The organism is Massilia aurea (assembly GCF_024753205.1).
In the GTDB taxonomy this organism is placed as follows: domain Bacteria; phylum Pseudomonadota; class Gammaproteobacteria; order Burkholderiales; family Burkholderiaceae_D; genus Telluria; species Telluria aurea.
Genome location: NZ_JANUGZ010000001.1, coordinates 483,822 through 502,043, shown reverse-complemented (window position 1 = coordinate 502,043; position 18,222 = coordinate 483,822). Strand labels below are relative to the sequence as shown.

The 18,222-nt window shown below is 66.8% G+C and carries 10 protein-coding genes; 6 read left to right on the top strand and 4 right to left on the bottom strand.

What is annotated here, in order from left to right; genetic code table 11:
* Window positions 1-24: 24 nt before the first annotated feature.
* From NX775_RS02050 to NX775_RS02040, 3 genes are all read left to right on the top strand, one after another.
* Window positions 25-561, top strand: a complete 537-nt coding sequence (locus NX775_RS02050) for a VPLPA-CTERM sorting domain-containing protein (protein ID WP_258834484.1) — start codon at window positions 25-27, stop codon at window positions 559-561.
* Between the two features lie 126 nt (window positions 562-687).
* Window positions 688-3,495, top strand: coding sequence for an exo-rhamnogalacturonan lyase family protein (locus NX775_RS02045; RefSeq protein WP_258834483.1), 2,808 nt, complete (start codon window positions 688-690; stop codon window positions 3,493-3,495).
* Window positions 3,495-4,793 (top strand): glycoside hydrolase family 28 protein, encoded by a 1,299-nt coding sequence (locus NX775_RS02040; protein WP_258834482.1) that lies wholly within the window; start codon window positions 3,495-3,497, stop codon window positions 4,791-4,793. The genes NX775_RS02045 and NX775_RS02040 overlap by 1 nt, the downstream gene beginning before the upstream one ends.
* Here NX775_RS02040 and galK read toward each other — a convergent pair.
* The 4 genes from galK to NX775_RS02020 all read right to left on the bottom strand — a co-directional run bounded on the left by galK (window position 4,768) and on the right by NX775_RS02020 (window position 9,763).
* Window positions 4,768-5,967 (bottom strand): galactokinase, encoded by a 1,200-nt coding sequence (gene galK / locus NX775_RS02035; protein ID WP_258834481.1) that lies wholly within the window; start codon window positions 5,965-5,967, stop codon window positions 4,768-4,770. The genes NX775_RS02040 and galK overlap by 26 nt on opposite strands.
* Before the next feature lie 7 nt (window positions 5,968-5,974).
* Window positions 5,975-7,063, bottom strand: coding sequence for a UDP-glucose--hexose-1-phosphate uridylyltransferase (locus tag NX775_RS02030; RefSeq protein ID WP_258834480.1), 1,089 nt, complete (start codon window positions 7,061-7,063; stop codon window positions 5,975-5,977).
* Between the two features lie 34 nt (window positions 7,064-7,097).
* A complete protein-coding gene (locus NX775_RS02025; RefSeq protein ID WP_258834479.1) occupies window positions 7,098-8,768 on the bottom strand; it encodes a sodium:solute symporter family transporter in 1,671 nt (556 codons plus the stop codon).
* 185 nt (window positions 8,769-8,953) lie between these two features.
* The gene (locus NX775_RS02020) at window positions 8,954-9,763 is read right to left on the bottom strand and encodes an NAD-dependent epimerase/dehydratase family protein (protein ID WP_258834478.1); all 810 of its coding nucleotides are present in this window, start codon (window positions 9,761-9,763) and stop codon (window positions 8,954-8,956) included.
* A 242-nt stretch (window positions 9,764-10,005) separates the two neighbouring features.
* On the opposite strand from NX775_RS02020, the gene NX775_RS02015 reads away from it, so the two are divergent.
* From NX775_RS02015 to NX775_RS02005, 3 genes are all read left to right on the top strand, one after another.
* Window positions 10,006-13,161: a TonB-dependent receptor gene (locus NX775_RS02015; RefSeq protein WP_258834477.1), complete on the top strand. Its 3,156-nt coding sequence runs from the start codon at window positions 10,006-10,008 to the stop codon at window positions 13,159-13,161.
* A 65-nt stretch (window positions 13,162-13,226) separates the two neighbouring features.
* A complete protein-coding gene (locus NX775_RS02010) occupies window positions 13,227-14,252 on the top strand; it encodes a glycoside hydrolase family 43 protein (protein WP_258834476.1) in 1,026 nt (341 codons plus the stop codon).
* A 66-nt stretch (window positions 14,253-14,318) separates the two neighbouring features.
* Window positions 14,319-18,140, top strand: coding sequence for a beta-galactosidase (locus NX775_RS02005; RefSeq protein ID WP_258834475.1), 3,822 nt, complete (start codon window positions 14,319-14,321; stop codon window positions 18,138-18,140).
* Window positions 18,141-18,222: the final 82 nt, after the last annotated feature.

Genomic DNA, 18,222 nt, shown 5'->3' with positions numbered 1-18,222 from the left:
CTCTTTTGATGACAAGGTAATCTTATGAAAAAGCTTCACATGCTGTTCGCGATGGTGCTGTACATGCTTGCCCAATCTGCCTGGGCGGCGCCAATTGGCTGGTACGACCTGAAGGCGACCTGGCGCGACGGCGCGTTTGACGGGCAGTTCTACTACGACAGCAGCGCGCCCACGCCCGTCACGGCGGTCCAGGGCACGCTGGTCGATCTGGTGCGCACCGTCGCTATCGACCGTGTCTGGAATCTGGGCCAGGACGAACCCCAGCCATGGATCTTTCTGAGCAATACCAATCCCGCCGATCCGGGTGGCCATGACGCCGGCTTTTACCTGACCCTGATCGACCTGGGCACGTCGCTCACGCTCGACCTGGCCGGGATGAATGGCCTGTACGACTGGAGCGATTGGGATGCCTACAATCCCGGCCAGCTCGATGATTCGCCGCTGGTCTCGTTCAGCATCGCGCAGGCGAACGAAGTGCCGGAGCCGGCCAGTGCGCTGTTGCTGCTGGGTGGGCTGGCGGGGCTGGTGGCACTGCGCCGCCAGCGCGCCGTCAACAGTTGACGCACAGGGCCTCGGTTGGCTCGGGCGCGAATCGATCGGCCGGATGATTATTGTCGACCGGGCGACGACCTGCAGGGGGCAGGGTTGCATAATCCATCGCACTGACAGTGATGATGGAGACACGATTTGCCAACCTTTCTCCCGGCCCGGCGCCGCTTCGTGCAGCTCGCGGCCGCCCTGGCCGCCGTGCCGGGCGCGCCGGCCGTCTCCTCGGCCGCCACCGTCAATCTCCCCGGCAAGGGCAAGCCAGTGGCCGGCACCGCGCTGCACTGGCTCGACGGCCAGCCGCCCGCCCGCTTCGAAGGCGCCACGCTCGGTGTCCCCTGGCCGCGCGGCACGCTGCGCCTGCCGGCCAACAAGCCACTCCAGTTCACGCTTGGCGCGGGGGCGCCGGCGGTTCAATCCTGGCCCCTGGCCTACTGGCCGGACGGTTCGCTCAAGTGGACGGCGCATGCGGTTGCTGCCGGCGCCACCGCCCCCGGCTGGGACCTGAAGGCCGGCGCCGGCACTGCGCTCACGACCGGCGTATCGGTCACGCAGTCGGCGGCGGCGATCGTCGTCAGTGCGGGCGAATTGGCCTGGACCGTGCCGACGAGCGGCGAATACCTGATCGACAGCGCAACGCGCGCCGACCGCGTAACGATGCAGCACCTGCGACTGGTGGCGTTGCGCCAGGACGGCGCCGAGCCCGAAGGGGCGGGCAGCGTGCGGCGCGAGGCCTTCACCAGCAAGGTCACGCGCGTCGCGCTCGAGCAAAGCGGCCCGGTGCGCGCGGTGCTCAAACTCGATGGCGTGCACGCTGCGGGCGCGGGGAGTAGCCGCACCTGGCTGCCGTTCTCGGTACGCCTGTACTTTTATGCCGGCGCGGACAGCGTGCGCATTGTTCACTCGTTCATGTTTGACGGCGACCCGGCCACCGATTTCATCGGCGCTCTGGGCGTGACGGCGCAGGTACCGATGCGCGACGCAACCTACGACCGCCACATCCGCTTCGCCGGCGAAGGCATTGGCGTGTGGGGCGAAGCCGTGCGGCCCGTCACGGGACTGCGGCGCGATCCCGGCCAGGCATTCAAGGATGCGCAGGTGGCCGGCAAGACGCTGCCGCCGCTGGCCGGCATGGCCAAGCCGGTCCAGGAAGGCATGCGCTGGATCCCCGAGTGGGGCGACTTCACACTGGCGCAGCCCACGCCCGATGGCTTCGCGCTGCGCAAGCGCACCCGCAGTGGCCATGCCTGGATCGATGCGAATGCCGGCACCCGCAGCAAAGGCCTGGTCTATGCGGGCGGCGCGTCGGGCGGGATCGCACTCGGCTTCAAGGATTTCTGGCAGCGCGCGCCGAGCCAGCTGGATGTGCGGGGCGCTGCGACCGACCTTGCCGACGTCACCGCCTGGCTTTGGTCGCCGTCGGCCCCGGCGATGGACATGCGCTCGTACCGTTCGGCCGACGGCATGGACACGTTCGAGAAGCAGATCGCGGGCCTGAACATCACCTATGAGGATTATGAGCCAGGCTGGGACGCGTCGACCGGCGTGGCGCGCACCACCGAGCTGCAGCTATGGGTGCTGGGCGGCACGCCGTCACACCAGGCGTTCTCGGACATGGCCGAACAGGTGGCCAATCCGGCCCGGCTGGTGCTCGACCCGGGCCGGATCCACGCCTGCGGGGTGTTCGGCGACTGGGACCCGGCAGAGCGCAGCACGCCGGCGCGTGCGGTGATCGAGGATCATCTGGCGTTCCGGCTCGACCAGTACCTGCGCGAAGTCGAGCAGCACCGCTGGTATGGCTTCTGGTCGTACGGCGACGTGATGCACAGCTACGACAACGACCGCCACATGTGGCGCTACGATATCGGCGGGTACGCCTGGGACAACTCGGAGCTCTCGACCGACCTGTGGCTCTGGTACAGCTACCTGCGCACCGGGCGCGCCGACATCTTCAGGCTGGCCGAGGCGATGACGCGGCACACGGGCGAGGTTGACGTCTACCATGCGGGCCCGTTCAAGGGCTTCGGTACGCGCCACGGCGTGCAGCACTGGTCCGACTCGTCCAAGCAGCCGCGCGTCTCGAATGCGGCCTACCGGCGCATCTATTATTTTCTGACCGCCGACGAGCGCACGGGTGACCTGATGCGCGAGCTGCTCGAGTCTGACGCCGACCTGCACAAGGTCGACATCGGCCGCAAGTTACGTCCTGGGTCCACTCCCGGTGCGCTGCCCACCAGCGCGCCGTCGCCCAGGCCCTATCCGCCCGTGGAAGCGTCGTTCGGCACCGTCTGGGGTTCACTGGTAGCGGCCTGGCTGGCCGAGTGGGAACGCACGGGCGAGGCGCGCTGGCGCGACAAGATCGTAAATGGCATGCGCACGATCGGCGCGCTCGAGCGGCGCTGGTTTGCCTCCAGCGCGCCGTACGATCCGAACACCGGCACATTCAGTGGACCGGGCGACACCGTGCGTCTCTCGCAGCTCAATGGCGTGTTCGGCGTGGTCGAGATGAGTTCGGAGTTGCTGACCCTCGTCGACGAGCCGGGCTACCGCAAGGCCTGGCTCGAATACTGCCGCAACTACAACGGGTCGACGGAGGAACTGGTTGCGCTGCTGGGCAGCGCGCCACGCGGGCGCGCCCAGCCCGATTCGCATTCGCGCCTGACCGCCTATGCGGCCCACCACGAGCGCGACCGGGCGCTGGCCCTGCGCGCCTGGCGCGAGCTGTTCGCATCGGGCTTCATGAAGTCGCATGCGGGGGCGCGCAAGGTCGGCGGCGTGGCGGTGCTGCGCGCGCTGGACGAACTGCCCGATATCAGCACCAACAGTTCGGCGCAGTGGAGTCTGGCGGCGATCCAGAACCTGGCGCTCGTTGGCGACACGTTGGACGAGGCGGCGCGCGCCGCATCCATCATTTTCTACAACACGTCCCCGCAAAAGGAGCCCAAGTGATGCCCACTTCCTGTTTCAGCCGACGCCGCACCACCATGTCGCTCCTCACCGCGCCCTTGTACTTGGGTACTTGGCCAGCCCTGGCCGCGCAGGCCAGACAGGCCGACATCACGGCTCACGGCGCCGTGCCCGACGACAGGACGGTCAACACCGGCGCGATCCAGAAGGCCATCGATACCCTGGCCTCTGGCGGCGGCGGCACGGTCGTCGTGCCGCGCGGCGTGTTCGTCAGCGGCGCCCTGTTCTTCAAGCCGAAGGTCAACCTGCATCTGGCCAAAGGGGCAGTCCTGAAATGCTCGACGGACCTGACGCATTTTCCGGCCGGGCGCACGCGGATCGAGGGCCACTTCGCCCTGCACTTCAATCCGGCCCTGATCAATGCCAATGGTTGTGACGACTTCCATATCAGCGGCGAAGGCACGCTCGATGGCGCCGGACGCCCGATCTGGGACCAGTTCTGGAAGCTGCGCAACGCGGCCAGCGACCCGGGCAACTTCCCGAACATCAGCGTCCCGCGCGCTCGCCTCGCGCTGATCGAGCGCTCGCGCGGCGTCGTCGTCGAAGGCGTGACGTTCAAGGATTCGCAGTTCTGGAACCTGCACCTGTACCGCTGCCAGGATGTACTGGTGAGGAATGCGCGCTTCGTGGTGCCGGACGACTATCAGCAGGCGCCCAGCACCGACGGGATCGACATCGACAGCAGTCAGCACGTGACGATCGACGGCTGCTACTTCTCGGTGACCGACGACTGCATCGCCGCCAAGGGCTCGAAAGGCCCGTTCGCCCTGGACGACAAGGACAGCCCGCCCGTGGTCGGCATCCGCGTGCGCAACTGCGAATTCCGGCGCGGCCACAGCGTCATGACGCTCGGCAGCGAAGCGACGCTGGTGCGCGACGTGCTGGTCGAGGATTGCCGTGTGACCGGCCACGTGCTGAACGTGGCAGTGCTCAAGCTGCGGCCGGACACGCCCCAGCACTACGAGAACATCCACCTGCGCAACCTGACGCTGGACTCGCCACGCGGCGCGATCGTGTCAGTGCAGCCATGGACGCAATATGTCGACCTGAAAGGTGCGCCGCCGCCCAGGTCCATCGTGCGTAATCTCAGCCTGGTGGGGATCAAGGGCCGTTACGGCGGCTTCGGCAAGATCGCCCCGAATCCCGGCCAGACCGCGATCAGCGACATCGTGTTCAGGGATATCGCGCTGACCCTGGCCGACGCGCGGCCGGACATCACCGGCGCGAGCGGGGTGCGCCTGGAGAATGTCGTCGTCAATGGACAGCAGGTGACGCTGTAGATGCCGCTTTGAGCCGGCCCGCGCCCGCAGCGGCGCGGCACACGTGCACGGTGGCCTGCTCGCCATTGGGCGCACGGTAGTCGCGCGCCACGGCCAGGCGGGCCGCCTCCACCAGGCGTTCCGGCACCAGCGCCACGACACAGCCGCCGAAGCCGCCGCCCGTCATGCGCACGCCGCCAGCCTCGCCGATCGCCGACTTGATGATCTCGACCAGCTGGTCGATGGCAGGCACGGTGATTTCGAAGTCGTCGCGCATCGAGACGTGCGACTCGGCCATCAGCACGCCCATGCGCGTCAGGTCGCCGGCGGCGAGCGCCAGCGCTGCCGCTTCCACGCGCGCGTTCTCGCTCACCACATGGCGCGCGCGCTGCAGCACGACCGGATCGAGGCCGGTGCCCAGCGCCTGCAGGGCGGCCAGGTCGACGTCGCGCAGGGCCGGCACGCCGAAGTAGCGCGCGGCTTCTTCGCACTGCGCGCGGCGCGTGTTGTAGGCGCTGTCGACCAGGCCGCGGGTGATGTGCGACTCGACGATCATGATCGCCGCCCCCTCAGGGATCGGCACCGGCCGCACGTCGAGCGAACGGCAGTCGATCATCAACGCATGGTCCGCGACGCCGCAGGCGGAGCTGATCTGGTCCATATTGCCGCATTTGCAGCCGACGAAGTCGTTCTCGGCGCGCTGGGCGAGCAGCGCGCCTTCGATCGGCGTCAGGTCCTGAAACGCCGGCTGGGTGGCGAACAGGGTGCACACGGCCACCGACAGCGAGGCCGACGACGACAGGCCGGCGCCCTGCGGGACGTCGCCCGCGATCACGAGGTCCATCCCGCGCGCAACGCCGTGCGCCGATTCGCGTTCCAGCAGTTCACGCACCACGCCGCGCACGTAGTTGGCCCACATCGGCGCGGCCAGGCGTTCGATCGGCGCGTCCAGCGAATACGTGTCCACGGGGTCGTCGTAGTCGGCCGCCACCACGCGCAGCAGGCGGTCGTCGCGCTCGCGCGCCACGATCACCGTGCGGTAGCCGATCGCGCAGGGCAGCACCAGGCCGTCGTTGTAATCGGTATGCTCGCCGATCAGATTGACGCGGCCCGGTGCCTGGACCTCGATCGTTGGTGGCTGGCCAAACGCGGCCAGGAAGACATCGGCCGCGCGGGCCGTCAGGAAATCGCTCATCGTATTTTCAAATGGTGGGTTCGGCCGCAAGGGCGTCGAGATAGTGCACGTCATCGGACACGGCGCGCAGCATGGCGGCTGCCTGCTCCGGCGTCAGGTCGCGCTGCGCTTCGGCCAGCATCTCGAAGCCCACCATGAACTTGCGCACGGAGGCCGAACGCAGCAGCGGTGGATAGAAATGGGCGTGCAGCTGCCAGCCGTCAGCGTTGTCACCCCGGTCACCCCGGTCATCCTCGTCAGCCTGTCCATACGGCGCGCCGTGCCAGCCCATCGAGTACGGGAACGAGGTCTGGAACAGGTTGTCGTAGCGCGTGGTCAGGCGCTTGAGCGCGAGCGCCAGGTCGGTGCGCTGGGCAGCCGTCAGGTCGTCGAGGCGGCGCACCGCAAAGCGGGGCAGCAGCAGGGTCTCGAACGGCCACGCGGCCCAGTAGGGCACGATGGCCAGCCAGTGTTCGGTGGCGACCACGATCCGTTCCTGCGCTTGGGCTTCGCGCTCGACGACGTCGAGCAGGAGCGTGCGGCCATGCTCGGCCCTGTAGGCGCGCTGCTGCCGGTCTTCGCGCGCCGGCAGGTCGGGCAGGAAGCTTGTCGCCCACACCTGGCCGTGCGGGTGGGGATTGGAGCACCCCATCGCCGCGCCCTTGTTCTCGAAGACCTGGACCCAGCGGTAGCGCTCGCCCAGCTCGGCCGACTGCGCGCACCAGGTATCGATCACTTCGCGCAGCGCCGGCAGCGCCAGCTGCGGCAGTGACTTCGAATGGTCGGGCGAGAAGCAGATCACGCGGCTGGTGCCGCGCGCGCTCATGCTCTGGAACAGCGGGTCGGCAGCAGGCGGCGCGTCGGGCGTGTCGGGCGTCAGTGCGGCGAAGTCATTCTCGAAGACATAGCTGCCCTGGTAGTCGGGATTGCGCTCGCCGTTGACGCGCGTGTTCCCTGCGCACAGGTAGCAGCCGGGGTCGTGGGCCGGCCGCGCGGCGCGGTCGACGGCCTCCTGCTGCCCCTGCCAGGGGCGCTTGGCGCGGTGGGGCGATACCAGCACCCAGTCGCCGCCGAGCGGATCGTAGCGGCGGTGCGGATGGTCGGAAGGATTGAACATGATCGGGCCTTGTCTGGTTCGGATAGGCGGCAGACTACCATCCCAGCCCGTAAATGGCGACCAGCAGCACGCAAATCACGGCCGAACCCAGGGCGAAGCCGCCGTCGACCCGGAACAGCGTGCGGTCGATCTGCATGCGCTTGAGCGAACCGTCCTGCCGGGCCATCGTGCTCATCACGACCATGCCGATGACGACCATGATGAACACGATCAGCATCCGGTCGAGGAACGGGATTTCGTAGACGCCGGCGCTATTCCGGACGGCGAAGCCGATCGGCGCCAGGAAGCCCAGGTCCATCGCGAGCGGCAAGAACTTCAGGAAGATCGAGAACACCAAGCCGCCGATGGTGGCGAACATCGCCGCCGCGGCGGTGGTCTTGCGCCAGTAGAAGCCGAGCAGGAACATGGCCAGGATGCCGGGCGAGACGAAGCCCGTGTATTCCTGGATGTACTGGAAGCCGCCTTTCTTGTCGATGCCCATCAGCGGCGCCAGCATGACCGCCAGCGCCATCGAGACGACCACCGACACGCGGCCGATCCACACCATGCGCTGCTCGCTGGCTTCGCGGTTGAAGTGCTTGTTGTAGACGTCGAGCGTGAAGATCGTGGCGATGCTGTTGGCTTTGCCGGCCAGCGAGGCGACCACCGCCGCCGTCAGGGCCGCGAACGCCAGGCCCTTGATGCCGGCCGGGAGCAGGGCGAGCAGGGTCGGGTAGGCGCGGTCGGGATTGAGTTCGCCATTCACGCGCATCGCGTCGCCCAGCGTACCCGACTTGTCGAGCGCATACGCGGCGATGCCGGGCAGGACGACGATCACCGGCATCAGGAGCTTCAGGAACGCCGCGAACAGCAGGCCCTTGCGGGCGGTGTGCAGGTTGGCGCCGAGCGCGCGCTGGATGATGTACTGGTTGCAGCCCCAGTAGTTCAGATTCACGATCAGCATGCCGCCGATGATGGTCGACATGCCTGGTAGGTCCATGTAGTGCGGATCGTCGCGCGAGAGGATCATGTCGAAGTGCTCGCCCGCACGCAGATACAGTTCGCTCATGCCGCGGATGGCGCCCTGGCCGCCGGCCAGCGCCGCCACCAGGTCGAGCGCGATCCAGGTCGTCACCAGGCCGCCGATCACGAGACACAGCACCTGGATCACGTCGGTGTAGCCGATGACCTTCATGCCGCCGAGGGTAATGATGGTGGCGAACACCGCCAGGAACAGCATGCAGGCCATCACGTCCAGACCCGCGATGCTGCTGATCGCCAGCGCGCCGAGATACAGGATGGCGGTCAGGTTGACCACCACGTACAGGCCGAGCCAGAAGATCGCCATCGTCGTGGCCACCGCCTTGCCGTAGCGCTGCTCGAGGAACTGCGGCATCGTGTAGATGCGGTTCTTCAGGTAGACCGGCATGAAGAAGATGGCGACGATCACCAGCGTCAGCGCCGCCATCAGCTCGTACACGGCGATCGCCATGCCGATGCGGTAACCGGAGCCGCTCATGCCGATGAATTGCTCGGCCGAGATGTTCGAGGCGATCAGCGAAGCGCCGATGGCCCACCAGGTCAGCGATCCTTCCGCCAGAAAGAAGTCGTGCGTGGCCTTGCCGGTGGTGCGCTTCTTGCGCCAGTAGATCCAGATGCCGTAGGCCGAGATGGCCACGAAGTAGACCAGAAAGACGAAGGTGTCGAGGGTGGTAAATGGGGTCATTGAATTCGCTGTCTCTGTGCGGCCGGGTACGAGCGTCCCGCCTGCTGTTATGTGCCTGACGCGGCGCGCGGCCTTCGCCCCCCGGCGCACTGTGTCGGTAGGCCGGCAGACGAATAGTACTCTGCGGCACGGCTACTGCTGCGGGCAGGACTACTCAATCTGGTGATTGATTGACAGCGCAATGATCAAGCCGGATACCTGGGGCCCGTGGTCACGAACATTCCGCCCTGCAGGAAGGTACTCAGGTCGTCCTGCGGCGGGTAGGCAAACGGCTGGCCCGCGTCCACGGTGAACTGGGCCGCGCTGTCCTTCGCCTGGAACGCCAGGTGGCGTGCGGCGCGGTCGTCCCACCAGCTACCGGGATTGTCGGGCACGCCGAAGGCGATCGTGTGGCCCACGCGCGGCGTTACCAGCGCGCGGCGCAGCAGTTCGACCAGGTCGTCGAGGCTCAGCCAGGTCACCATCTGGCGGTGCGTGACCGGCTCCGGGAAGCAGTAGCCGATGCGGATGCACACCGTCTCCACCTTGAACCGGTCCCAGTAATAGCGCGACAGATTCTCGCCCCACACCTTCGACAGGCCGTAATACCCATCGGCGCGCGGCAGCATGCCGGCATCGACACGCTCGCTCGTCTCGTACATGCCCATCGTGTGGTTGCTGCTGGCGAATACGACGCGCCGGATGCCCAGCTTGTGCACCGCTTCATACAGGTTGACCAGTCCCAGGATATTGGCCTGCATGATCGGTGCGAATTCGACCTCGGTCGACACACCGCCGAAGTGCAGGACGGCGTCCACGCCGTCGCACATCTGCAGCACCTGGTCGCGGTTGGCCAGGTCGCATTGCACGACCTCTTCCCCGGGGCCAGCGGGGCCGATGTCGGCCACGTCGGCCAGGCGCACGATGTCGGCAAAGGCGTGCAGGCGTTCGCGCAGGCGGCGGCCCAGGTTGCCGCCTGCGCCGGTGAGGAGGATGCGTCGGAATGGTTTGCTCATGGTGTGGGTCATCAGGAAGAACGTCGGAGCGCCATTACCGGGCGATTTCGCGCGAGCGTCAATGCGGCCCAGGCGATTGCTCAAGATGTTGAGCGAAACCACCCCACGCACGCGCATATCGCTCAGGTACATGATTCTTTCTAGGCTTCATGGAATGTCGCAACGGTCCACACATAGAATGTTTTCAAGGCCGAGCAGTACACCGATAACAGAGCCCATGGAGACGATTGATGAATCATGTAATGACACGCACGCAAGTGCTTCACCCGACCCGCTGCGCGCGAGCGGTAGCCACAGTGATTGCCGTCCTGGCTGCGCACGGCGCGCTGGCACAGGAAGCCGGGCAGGCCGCAGCGGCGGCAGCAGCGCCCGCGGCCAGTACGGCGCCATCCACGATCAGCGACGCGCAGACCGCACCTGCCGTAGTCTATATCGCCGGCACGCGCCGCTCGGTGGCTTCGGCCATCGACCGCAAGCTGCGCGCCAGCACCGTCTCTGACTCGATCGTGGCCGAAGACATTGGCCAGTTCCCGGACAAGAACGTCGGTGAAGCGCTGTCGCGCGTGACCGGTGTGCAGCTCTCGCGCGACTTCGGAGAAGGGTCGCAAGTGTCGATCCGCGGCGTCGAGCCGGACCTGAACCGCATCGAGATCAACGGCATGTCGGTGCTCAGTACCGGTGGCAACGCAGGCCGCGGCGCCGAACTGCGCGAACTGGCCTCGGAGCTGATTGGCTCGATCGACGTCTACAAAGGCATCACCGCCGACATGACCGAAGGTGGCGTGGGCGGCTCGGTATCGATCAAGACGCGCAAGCCGCTCGACTTCAAGGAGCCGACGATCGGCACCAGCATTTCGGCCGAACACTCGACCTCGCGCGGCGGCGTCCAGCCGCGCGCCAACCTGTACATGGCCGACAAATACCTGAACGGCAAACTGGGCCTGATGGCCAACTTCGTCTACGACAAGGTCCACACGCGCAACGACTACGCCCGCAATACGTCGTGGCGCTTCATCCAGGACTGGGACCGCTCGCCGGAGAAAACGGTGGTCAGCCGCGACGCGGCGCTGGCGGCGATTGGCAACCAGGCCAGCTGCTCGACGGCCGGCCTCACCACCGCGCAGCGCACTGCGTGCCTCAGCCAGTGGTATGACTACTCGCCCGGCATCGCGCGCTACGGCATCTGGACGCGCGATCACAAGCGCTCGTCGGGCGAGGTCACTGCGCAGTACGAATTCAGCAAGGACTTCAATGCGTGGGTCAGCTACCAGGCCAATACGCAGCGCCAGAGCCTGAACGACCGCAACTTCGGTACCGACTTCCCGAATGCCTCGCGCCTGGCCAACACCGGCGCGGCGCCGGTCTACAATCCCGCCACCGGCGTGCCGTCGACCGTTGGCCGCTGCGATGCTCCGACCACGACGCCATCGGACATGGTGATCACGAACCACCATGTCACGTCCTACACGGTCGGCAACTGCCTGTTTGCCGCCGGCCAGGGCGGGCAGGGCGCGTTCGGCACCTCGTCGCGCGACTTCCAGCTCGATATCGATTCGCGCTATACCACCTCGGGCTTCAACTTCAAGCGCGACCGCCTGGAGATCGATGGCCTGTTCGGTACCTCGAAGTCGCTGTACGACAGCGACAGCAATAACATCTCGCTGACCCAGAACGCGCCGGGCCTGAAAGTGACGCTGGACGAGCAAGGCTTGCCGCGCTTTACCTTCCCGGCCGGCTACAGCCCGGATGATCCGGCTTCCTACGTCCAGGCGCAGCTGCAATACCGCCCGAGCGAAACGAAGAACAGCGAAGACCAGGCCAAGATCGACCTGCGCTACCGCCTGTCCACGCCATTCTTCACCAGGGTGCACTTCGGCGCGCAGGCACGGCGTGCCGAATCGACGCAGTACAACGGCGGCGGCTACCTGGCCAGCAATGGCGCCAACCTGGCCTCGACGGCGGACGACATCAATGTGCGCGGCGCGAACGTCAACCAGACCGCGATCTACGATCCGCTCTATCGGGGCAGCGCGCAGCGTCCGAACGACGCGCAGTCGTTCATCAATTCGGGCTACGCCACGAGTTATCTGAATGCGGCGCAGATGGCGAACCTGATCAGCGCCGTCAGCGGCCGCTCGCCGGGCACCTTCTTTGGCGGTCTGGGCGACGTCAAGGGCCTGCCGAAGGACTGGATGTCGCCGGTGTACGCGAACGGGGTGCCGTTCTTCGACACCTCGGCCTTCAACCACGACTACCTGTACAACGCGCCGGGCAGCGATGGCAAGACGTATGCGCAGATCCCGGCATTCGGCGTGAAGGAAAAGATCGCCGCGACCTACCTGCGCCTGGATTACGCGACCCAGCTGTTTGGTTATGAGGTCGACGGCAACTTCGGCATGCGCTACACCCGTACCGACAACAGCTCGTCGGGCCTGTCGCGCTATGCCGTGCGCACCGCCACCTCGCCCGGCTCGGCCACCTTCACCGACGTCGTCGTGAGCAATGCGGTGTCGACGGTCGATAACACCTACCACGACTGGCTGCCGAGCTTCAATGGCGCCTTCTGGTTCATCGATAACAAGTTCCTGGCGCGTGTCGGCTGGGCCAAGGCGATGGCGCGGCCGCGCATGGATCTGCTGGCGCCGAACGCCACCTGCGTTTTGAACAGCGGTAATCCGCAGTTCGGCGGCGAAGGCGTCGACACCTGCACGGCCGGCAATCCAGACCTGAAGCCGTACCGTTCGACCAACACCGACTTCAGTCTCGAGTACTACCCGACCCGTGACAGCCAGCTGTCGCTGGCGCTGTTCCAGAAGGACATCTCGAGCTACGTGATCGAGCGCGTGCTGACCCGTGACGTGGACCTGTTTAAAAATGGCCAGCGCTTCAACGTCACCCAGGCCGTCAACGGCGAGGGCGCGACCACCAGGGGCATCGAGCTCGCGGGCCGCACGGCGCTGACCTTCCTGCCAGGCTGGCTGGGCGGCTTCGGCGTGGACGCGAACTACACCCGCATGGACTTCAAGTATGCAGCGGGTGCCGAGCGCCTGAATATCCTCGATGGCACCGTGCTGCCTTACCCGGGCATGTCCAAGAGTGCGTACAACCTCTCGCTGTGGTACGACCAGGGCCCGATCAATGCGCGCCTGGCCTATACCTGGCGTGACCGCTTCTTCACCGGTAGCAACGATGTCTCGGGCAACCCGGTGTTCCAGGAAAAGACCGGCTTCCTCGATGCGAAGATCCAGTACCGCTTCAACGACCGCGTGTCGCTCTCGCTGGAAGGCAAGAACCTGACCGACGAATCGCAGCGCACCGACGCGGGCGACCCGTTCCGGATCAACGAACTGGCCTGGTCGGGACGCCGCTACTTCCTGACCCTGGGCGTCAAGATCTGATTCCTGCCCGTCTGTCTGCAGCCAGTCACCTCAGAGTGACTGGCTTTTTCGTTTGAGAGGACACGATGCATATTGCTTACCTTGCCGTGCCAGGCATGCTGCTGGCGCTGGCCGGCTGCCAGGTGGCGCCCACCGAGCCGGCTGAGATTCGGGTTGAGACTCGTATCGCCAATCCGCTGGTGCAGCAGCGCGCCGATCCCCATGTCACGTTGCAGCCGGATGGCTGGTACTACTTCACGGCCACGGTACCCGAATACGACCGCATCGAGGTGCGCCGCGCGCGCAGCCTGAATGACCTGGGCAAGGCCGGGGCGAACGTCGTCTGGCGCAAGCACGCCAGTGGCGAGATGGGCGCCCATATCTGGGCGCCGGAACTGCACCGCATCGACGGCAAGTGGTACCTGTACTTCAGCGCCGGCCGCGCCGACAAGGTGTGGGAGATCCGCCTGTATGTGCTGGAAAACAGCGCCGACAATCCGCTGGAAGGTGAGTGGATCGAACGCGGCCAGCTCAAGACTGGCTGGGAAAGTTTTGCCCTCGACGCCACCACCTTCGCGCACCGCGGCCAGCGCTACCTGGCCTGGACCCAGGGCGCGCCCGACGGCAGCAAGGGCACCAATATCTATCTGGCGCAGATGGACGGACCGCTGGCGATCCGTCAGCCCGCAGTGCTGCTCACGCGGCCCGATCTGCCCTGGGAGCAGATCGGCCACCACGTCAACGAGGCGCCGGCGGTGCTGGTTAAACATGGCCGCGTGCTGCTGACGTATTCAGCCAGCGCCACTGACGCCAACTACGCGCTGGGCCTCGTCAGCGCGCGCGACGACGCGAACCTGCTCGATGCCGCGGCCTGGACCAAGTCGCAGGTCCCGGTGCTGCGCAGCAGCGAAAAGAACGGCCAGTATGGGCCCGGCCACAACAGCTTCACCACCAGCCCGGACGGCAAGACCGACATCCTGGTCTACCATGCGCGCAACTACCGCGACATCGTCGGCGAGCCGCTGCGCGACCCGAACCGGCATACGCGCGCGCAGCCGATCACGTGGCGCGCCGATGGCATGCCGGACTTCGGCGAGCCGGTTGCGGACTGATGGCTTTTTCGGCGCGGTGAGACAACTCGCCCGTCTTGACGACGATTTGCAGCAAAGGAGTGCGGTATGAAGTGGCTTCACACGATGGACGAATATACGAAGCGCGGCGTGGCCGCAGTGGCCGCAGTGGCCGCCGTGGCCGCATTGGCCACGGCGAGCGCCGCGGCGCAGGAACTGGGTATTCCCCAGGGTTCGGGGCTGGAGGCCGCGGCCGATGCCGCCAAGGCCAGGGAGATGGCAGGCCAGGTCACCCTGATGCCGGCGCTGAGCGCCGGTGCCGCCAACGCCCTGAGCATCCTGGCGTCAAACAACGGCGTCGACTTCACGTCGCTGGCATCGGAAACCTGGACCCCGCCTGGCGGCGTGCTGCGCGACCCGGCGCTGGTGCGCCACGCCGATGGCCGCTACTACCTGGCCTATGCAAACGGCGCCGGTGGCGTCGGCCTGGCGCGTTCAAGCAATTTGCGGCAGTGGGAATTCGTGCGCGACGTGCCCGCGGGCGGCGCGGTCAGGCCGGGCTGGGTGCGCGACCGCGACGGGCGGCTGCACCTGGTGCTGACGTCGGACCGAGGCGCGCAGGTCGTTACGCCCGATGCGGCGTTCAAGGACTGGCCGGCGGCGCAGCCGTTGGAGGGACTGGCCGGCCATGCCGGCGCCATGGTGCTGGCCGATGGTGACGGCTATCTGGGGCTCGCGCGCGCGCCGCAGGGCGGTCAGCTGGTGCTGGCGCGGGCCCCGGCGCTGGCCGGACCGTGGCGCGTCGAGGCGACACTGGCTGGCTTCGGCAAGGACGTGACGCCGTACGCCCTCGTGCGCCATGGATCGGCGCTGCGCCTGTATGGCAGCGACGCGCAGGCGCGTGCCTGGCATGCCGACAGCAGCGATGGCGGGCGCACCTGGGGCGAACGGCGCGCGCTGAAAGGCACGGCGGCGATGGTGGCCGGGTTCGGGGCGATGCAGGACGAGGCCAGGCTGTTCTCGGCCGCCACCGCGCCCACGGGAACACCGAAGCAGGTGGCCTGGGACCAGTACTCGCTCAAGATCGACGGCAAGCGGGTGGTCGTGTGGTCGGGTGAGATCCATCCGTTTCGCCTGCCCAATCCGTCACTGTGGCGCGACGTGATGCAGAAGATGAAGGCGCTGGGCTTCAATGGCGTGGCGTTCTATTTTGACTGGGGCTATCATTCGCCGGCGCCGGGCGTGTACGATTTCTCGGGCGTGCGCAACGTCGAACGCGCGCTGGAAATCGCGAAAGAAGAGAGCATGTACATCATCGCGCGTACCGGCCCGTACATCAATTCCGAGCTGACGGGCGGTGGTTATCCGGGCTGGATGTTCCGCAACCGCGGCGAGGCGCGTACCGACGATCCGGTCTATCTGGCCGCGGTCGACGAGTGGATGACGCAGGTGAACGCGATCATCGCGCGCCACCAGGTGACCGATGGCGGCGGCACCGTGATTGCGTACCAGCTCGAAAATGAGCTGGGCAAGGTCGAGCCGAAGCACGTGCGCCAGATGGCGCACCTGGCGCAGAAGGCCCGTCAGGACGGGATCACGGTCCCGTTCTTCCACAATTCAGCCGGGCGCCTGCCCGACTGGACGCCGAAGAATTCGACGGCGCCCTGGGCCAACCCCGGCCCGACCGACATGTATGCCTTCGACGGCTATCCGGGCGGCAGCTGTGACGTGCACGCCAACCCGGCGGGCGCGAACAAGGCCCCTGACTGGGGCATCTATGCCACGCCAGGCCCGCGCGCCGGCGCGCTGTCCTCGCCCGGCACACCGGGCTTCGCGGCGGAATTGGGTGGCGGCTGGTTCGACTATTGGGGCTCGAACGGCACCTATGCCTGCACGGCCGAGCGCCAGGGCAAGGGCTATCAGCGGGTGTTCTACGGCACCAACCTGATCAACCGGATCACGATCCACAACGTCTACATGACCTTCGGTGGGACGTCCTGGGGCTGGCTGGCCGGGCCGGTCGTGTACACCTCGTACGACTACGGCGCAGCGATCTCGGAAGACCGCGGCCTGCGCGAGAAGGCCTACGCCCTCAAGCAGCAGGGCATGTTCGTCCAGGCCGCCGAAGCCGTGCTGGCCGAGATGGACAAGGGGCCACCGCTGGCTGCCCAGGGTGGCAAGGTCAAAATCTACCACAACATCAACCGGCGCCTGGGCACGCATATCGTGTTCGCGGCCCACAATCCGGCCGACGGCCAGGGCGAGGAGCGCTTCAGCGTCAGGCTGGCCACGCGCGATGGCGACTACACGGTCGCCTCGAGCATACGCGGCCAGGATGCGCGCATGTTGCTGGCGTCCTACGACATGGAGCGCCAGCGCCTGGTGTACTCGACGTCCGAACTGCAGACGCACCTGCGCGACGGCGCGCGCGATATCGCGCTGCTGCACGGGCGCGACGGCATGAACGGCGAGACGGTGCTGCGTTACGCGAGCGCGCCGAAGGTCGAGGTCCTGGCCGGGACCGTGCAGTCACGCTGGGATGCGACCAGGGGCGACCTGGTGCTGAGCTATGTGCACAACGGCCTGGCACGGGTACGCGTCTCGGGCGGTGGCCGCGCGCCGCTGCTGCTTCTGCTGGCCGACGAGAAGACCAGCATGCGCTTCTGGACGCAGGACACCGGCGCCGGCCGCGCGTTGCAGTTCACGCCAGCGCTGGTGCGTTCGGCCACGCTGGCCGGTGGCACACTGGCGCTGCGAGGCGATATCGACGCGGATGCGGGCATCGAGATCTGGGGGCCGGCATTCGAGAGCGCCAGCTTCAATGGCCAGGATCTGGCGTTCACGCGCCAGCCCGATGGCAGCGTGCACGCTGCGGGCCTGAAGGGGCCGGACGCGGTGCGCCTGCCGGACCTGGCCCGTACTGGCTGGACTCGGCGCATGGACAGCGTGGAAGCGGCGCCCCGTTTTGACGACAGCGCCTGGGTGCAGGCTGACCGCCGTCCATCGGCGGCGCAGACCTGGACCATGCCCGAACGGGGCCAGCCGACGCTGGCAATGAGCGACTACGGCTTCCACCACGGCGACGTGTGGTACCGCGGCCGCTTCACGACGACCGATCCGAAAGCCAACCAGCTCGAACTGTTCTATGGCGCGGGCGGCGCCGGCATGATCCAGGTATGGGTCGACGGCCGCTTCGTCGGCCAGCATGAGCTGGACGTGGGCCGCGCCTTCCCGGAAACCACGGACAGCGTCAAGCTGTCACTGGGCGACCTGACGCCGGGCGAACACGTGGTTGCGGTCATGGTGCGTAACAATGCCCATAACTGGAACCTGATGGCGGACGACTTCCACCGCGAAGCGCGCGGGGTGATTTCGGCCTCGCTGACAAGCCGCGGCGGCCAGCGCTTCGCCACCCCGATCGCCTGGCGCATCCAGGGCCGCCAGGGCGGCGAAACGCTGGTCGACCGTGTACGCGGCCCGATGAACAACGGCGGCCTGTACGGCGAACGCACCGGCTGGCACCTGCCATCCACCCCGTCCCAGGGCTGGACCAACGCACGCCCGACCGACGCACCCCCGGCCGCCGGCACCTACTGGCTGCGTACGCAATTCAAGCTCGACCTCCCGCGCAACCACGACATCCAGCTTGGCCTGGCCTTCGGCGACACGACAACCCCTCGCTCCGAGCGCGACAACCGCGCGCTGATCTTCGTCAACGGCTGGAACATGGGCCAGTTCATTGCTCACATCGGCCCCCAGCGCACCTTCGTGATCCCGCCCGGCATCCTGAACCCAAACGGCGACAACACGATCGCACTTGCCGTCACGACAAACGGCCGCCCCGAAAACGCCCTCGAACCCGTGCAACTCATCAACCTGCGCGCCACCCGCGGCGGCGTCCCCCTCGAACTGATGCAAGGAGCCGACTAATAAAACAATGAGGGTCAGCGTCAGATTGTTTGCCAACCTCAGTAAATCAATTGGCCAATAATTCCACTCTGACCCTAATTGG

Excerpts from the sequence above, each read along its gene's own strand:
- NX775_RS02050 (WP_258834484.1), top strand. The coding sequence starts at position 25 with ATGAAAAAGCTTCACATGCTGTTCGCGATGGTGCTGTACATGCTTGCC.
- NX775_RS02040 (WP_258834482.1), top strand. The coding sequence starts at position 3,495 with ATGCCCACTTCCTGTTTCAGCCGACGCCGCACCACCATGTCGCTCCTC.
- galK (WP_258834481.1), bottom strand. The coding sequence starts at position 5,967 with ATGAGCGATTTCCTGACGGCCCGCGCGGCCGATGTCTTCCTGGCCGCG.
- NX775_RS02030 (WP_258834480.1), bottom strand. The coding sequence starts at position 7,063 with ATGTTCAATCCTTCCGACCATCCGCACCGCCGCTACGATCCGCTCGGC.
- NX775_RS02025 (WP_258834479.1), bottom strand. The coding sequence starts at position 8,768 with ATGACCCCATTTACCACCCTCGACACCTTCGTCTTTCTGGTCTACTTC.
- NX775_RS02020 (WP_258834478.1), bottom strand. The coding sequence starts at position 9,763 with ATGAGCAAACCATTCCGACGCATCCTCCTCACCGGCGCAGGCGGCAAC.
- NX775_RS02015 (WP_258834477.1), top strand. The coding sequence starts at position 10,006 with ATGACACGCACGCAAGTGCTTCACCCGACCCGCTGCGCGCGAGCGGTA.
- NX775_RS02010 (WP_258834476.1), top strand. The coding sequence starts at position 13,227 with ATGCATATTGCTTACCTTGCCGTGCCAGGCATGCTGCTGGCGCTGGCC.
- NX775_RS02005 (WP_258834475.1), top strand. The coding sequence starts at position 14,319 with ATGAAGTGGCTTCACACGATGGACGAATATACGAAGCGCGGCGTGGCC.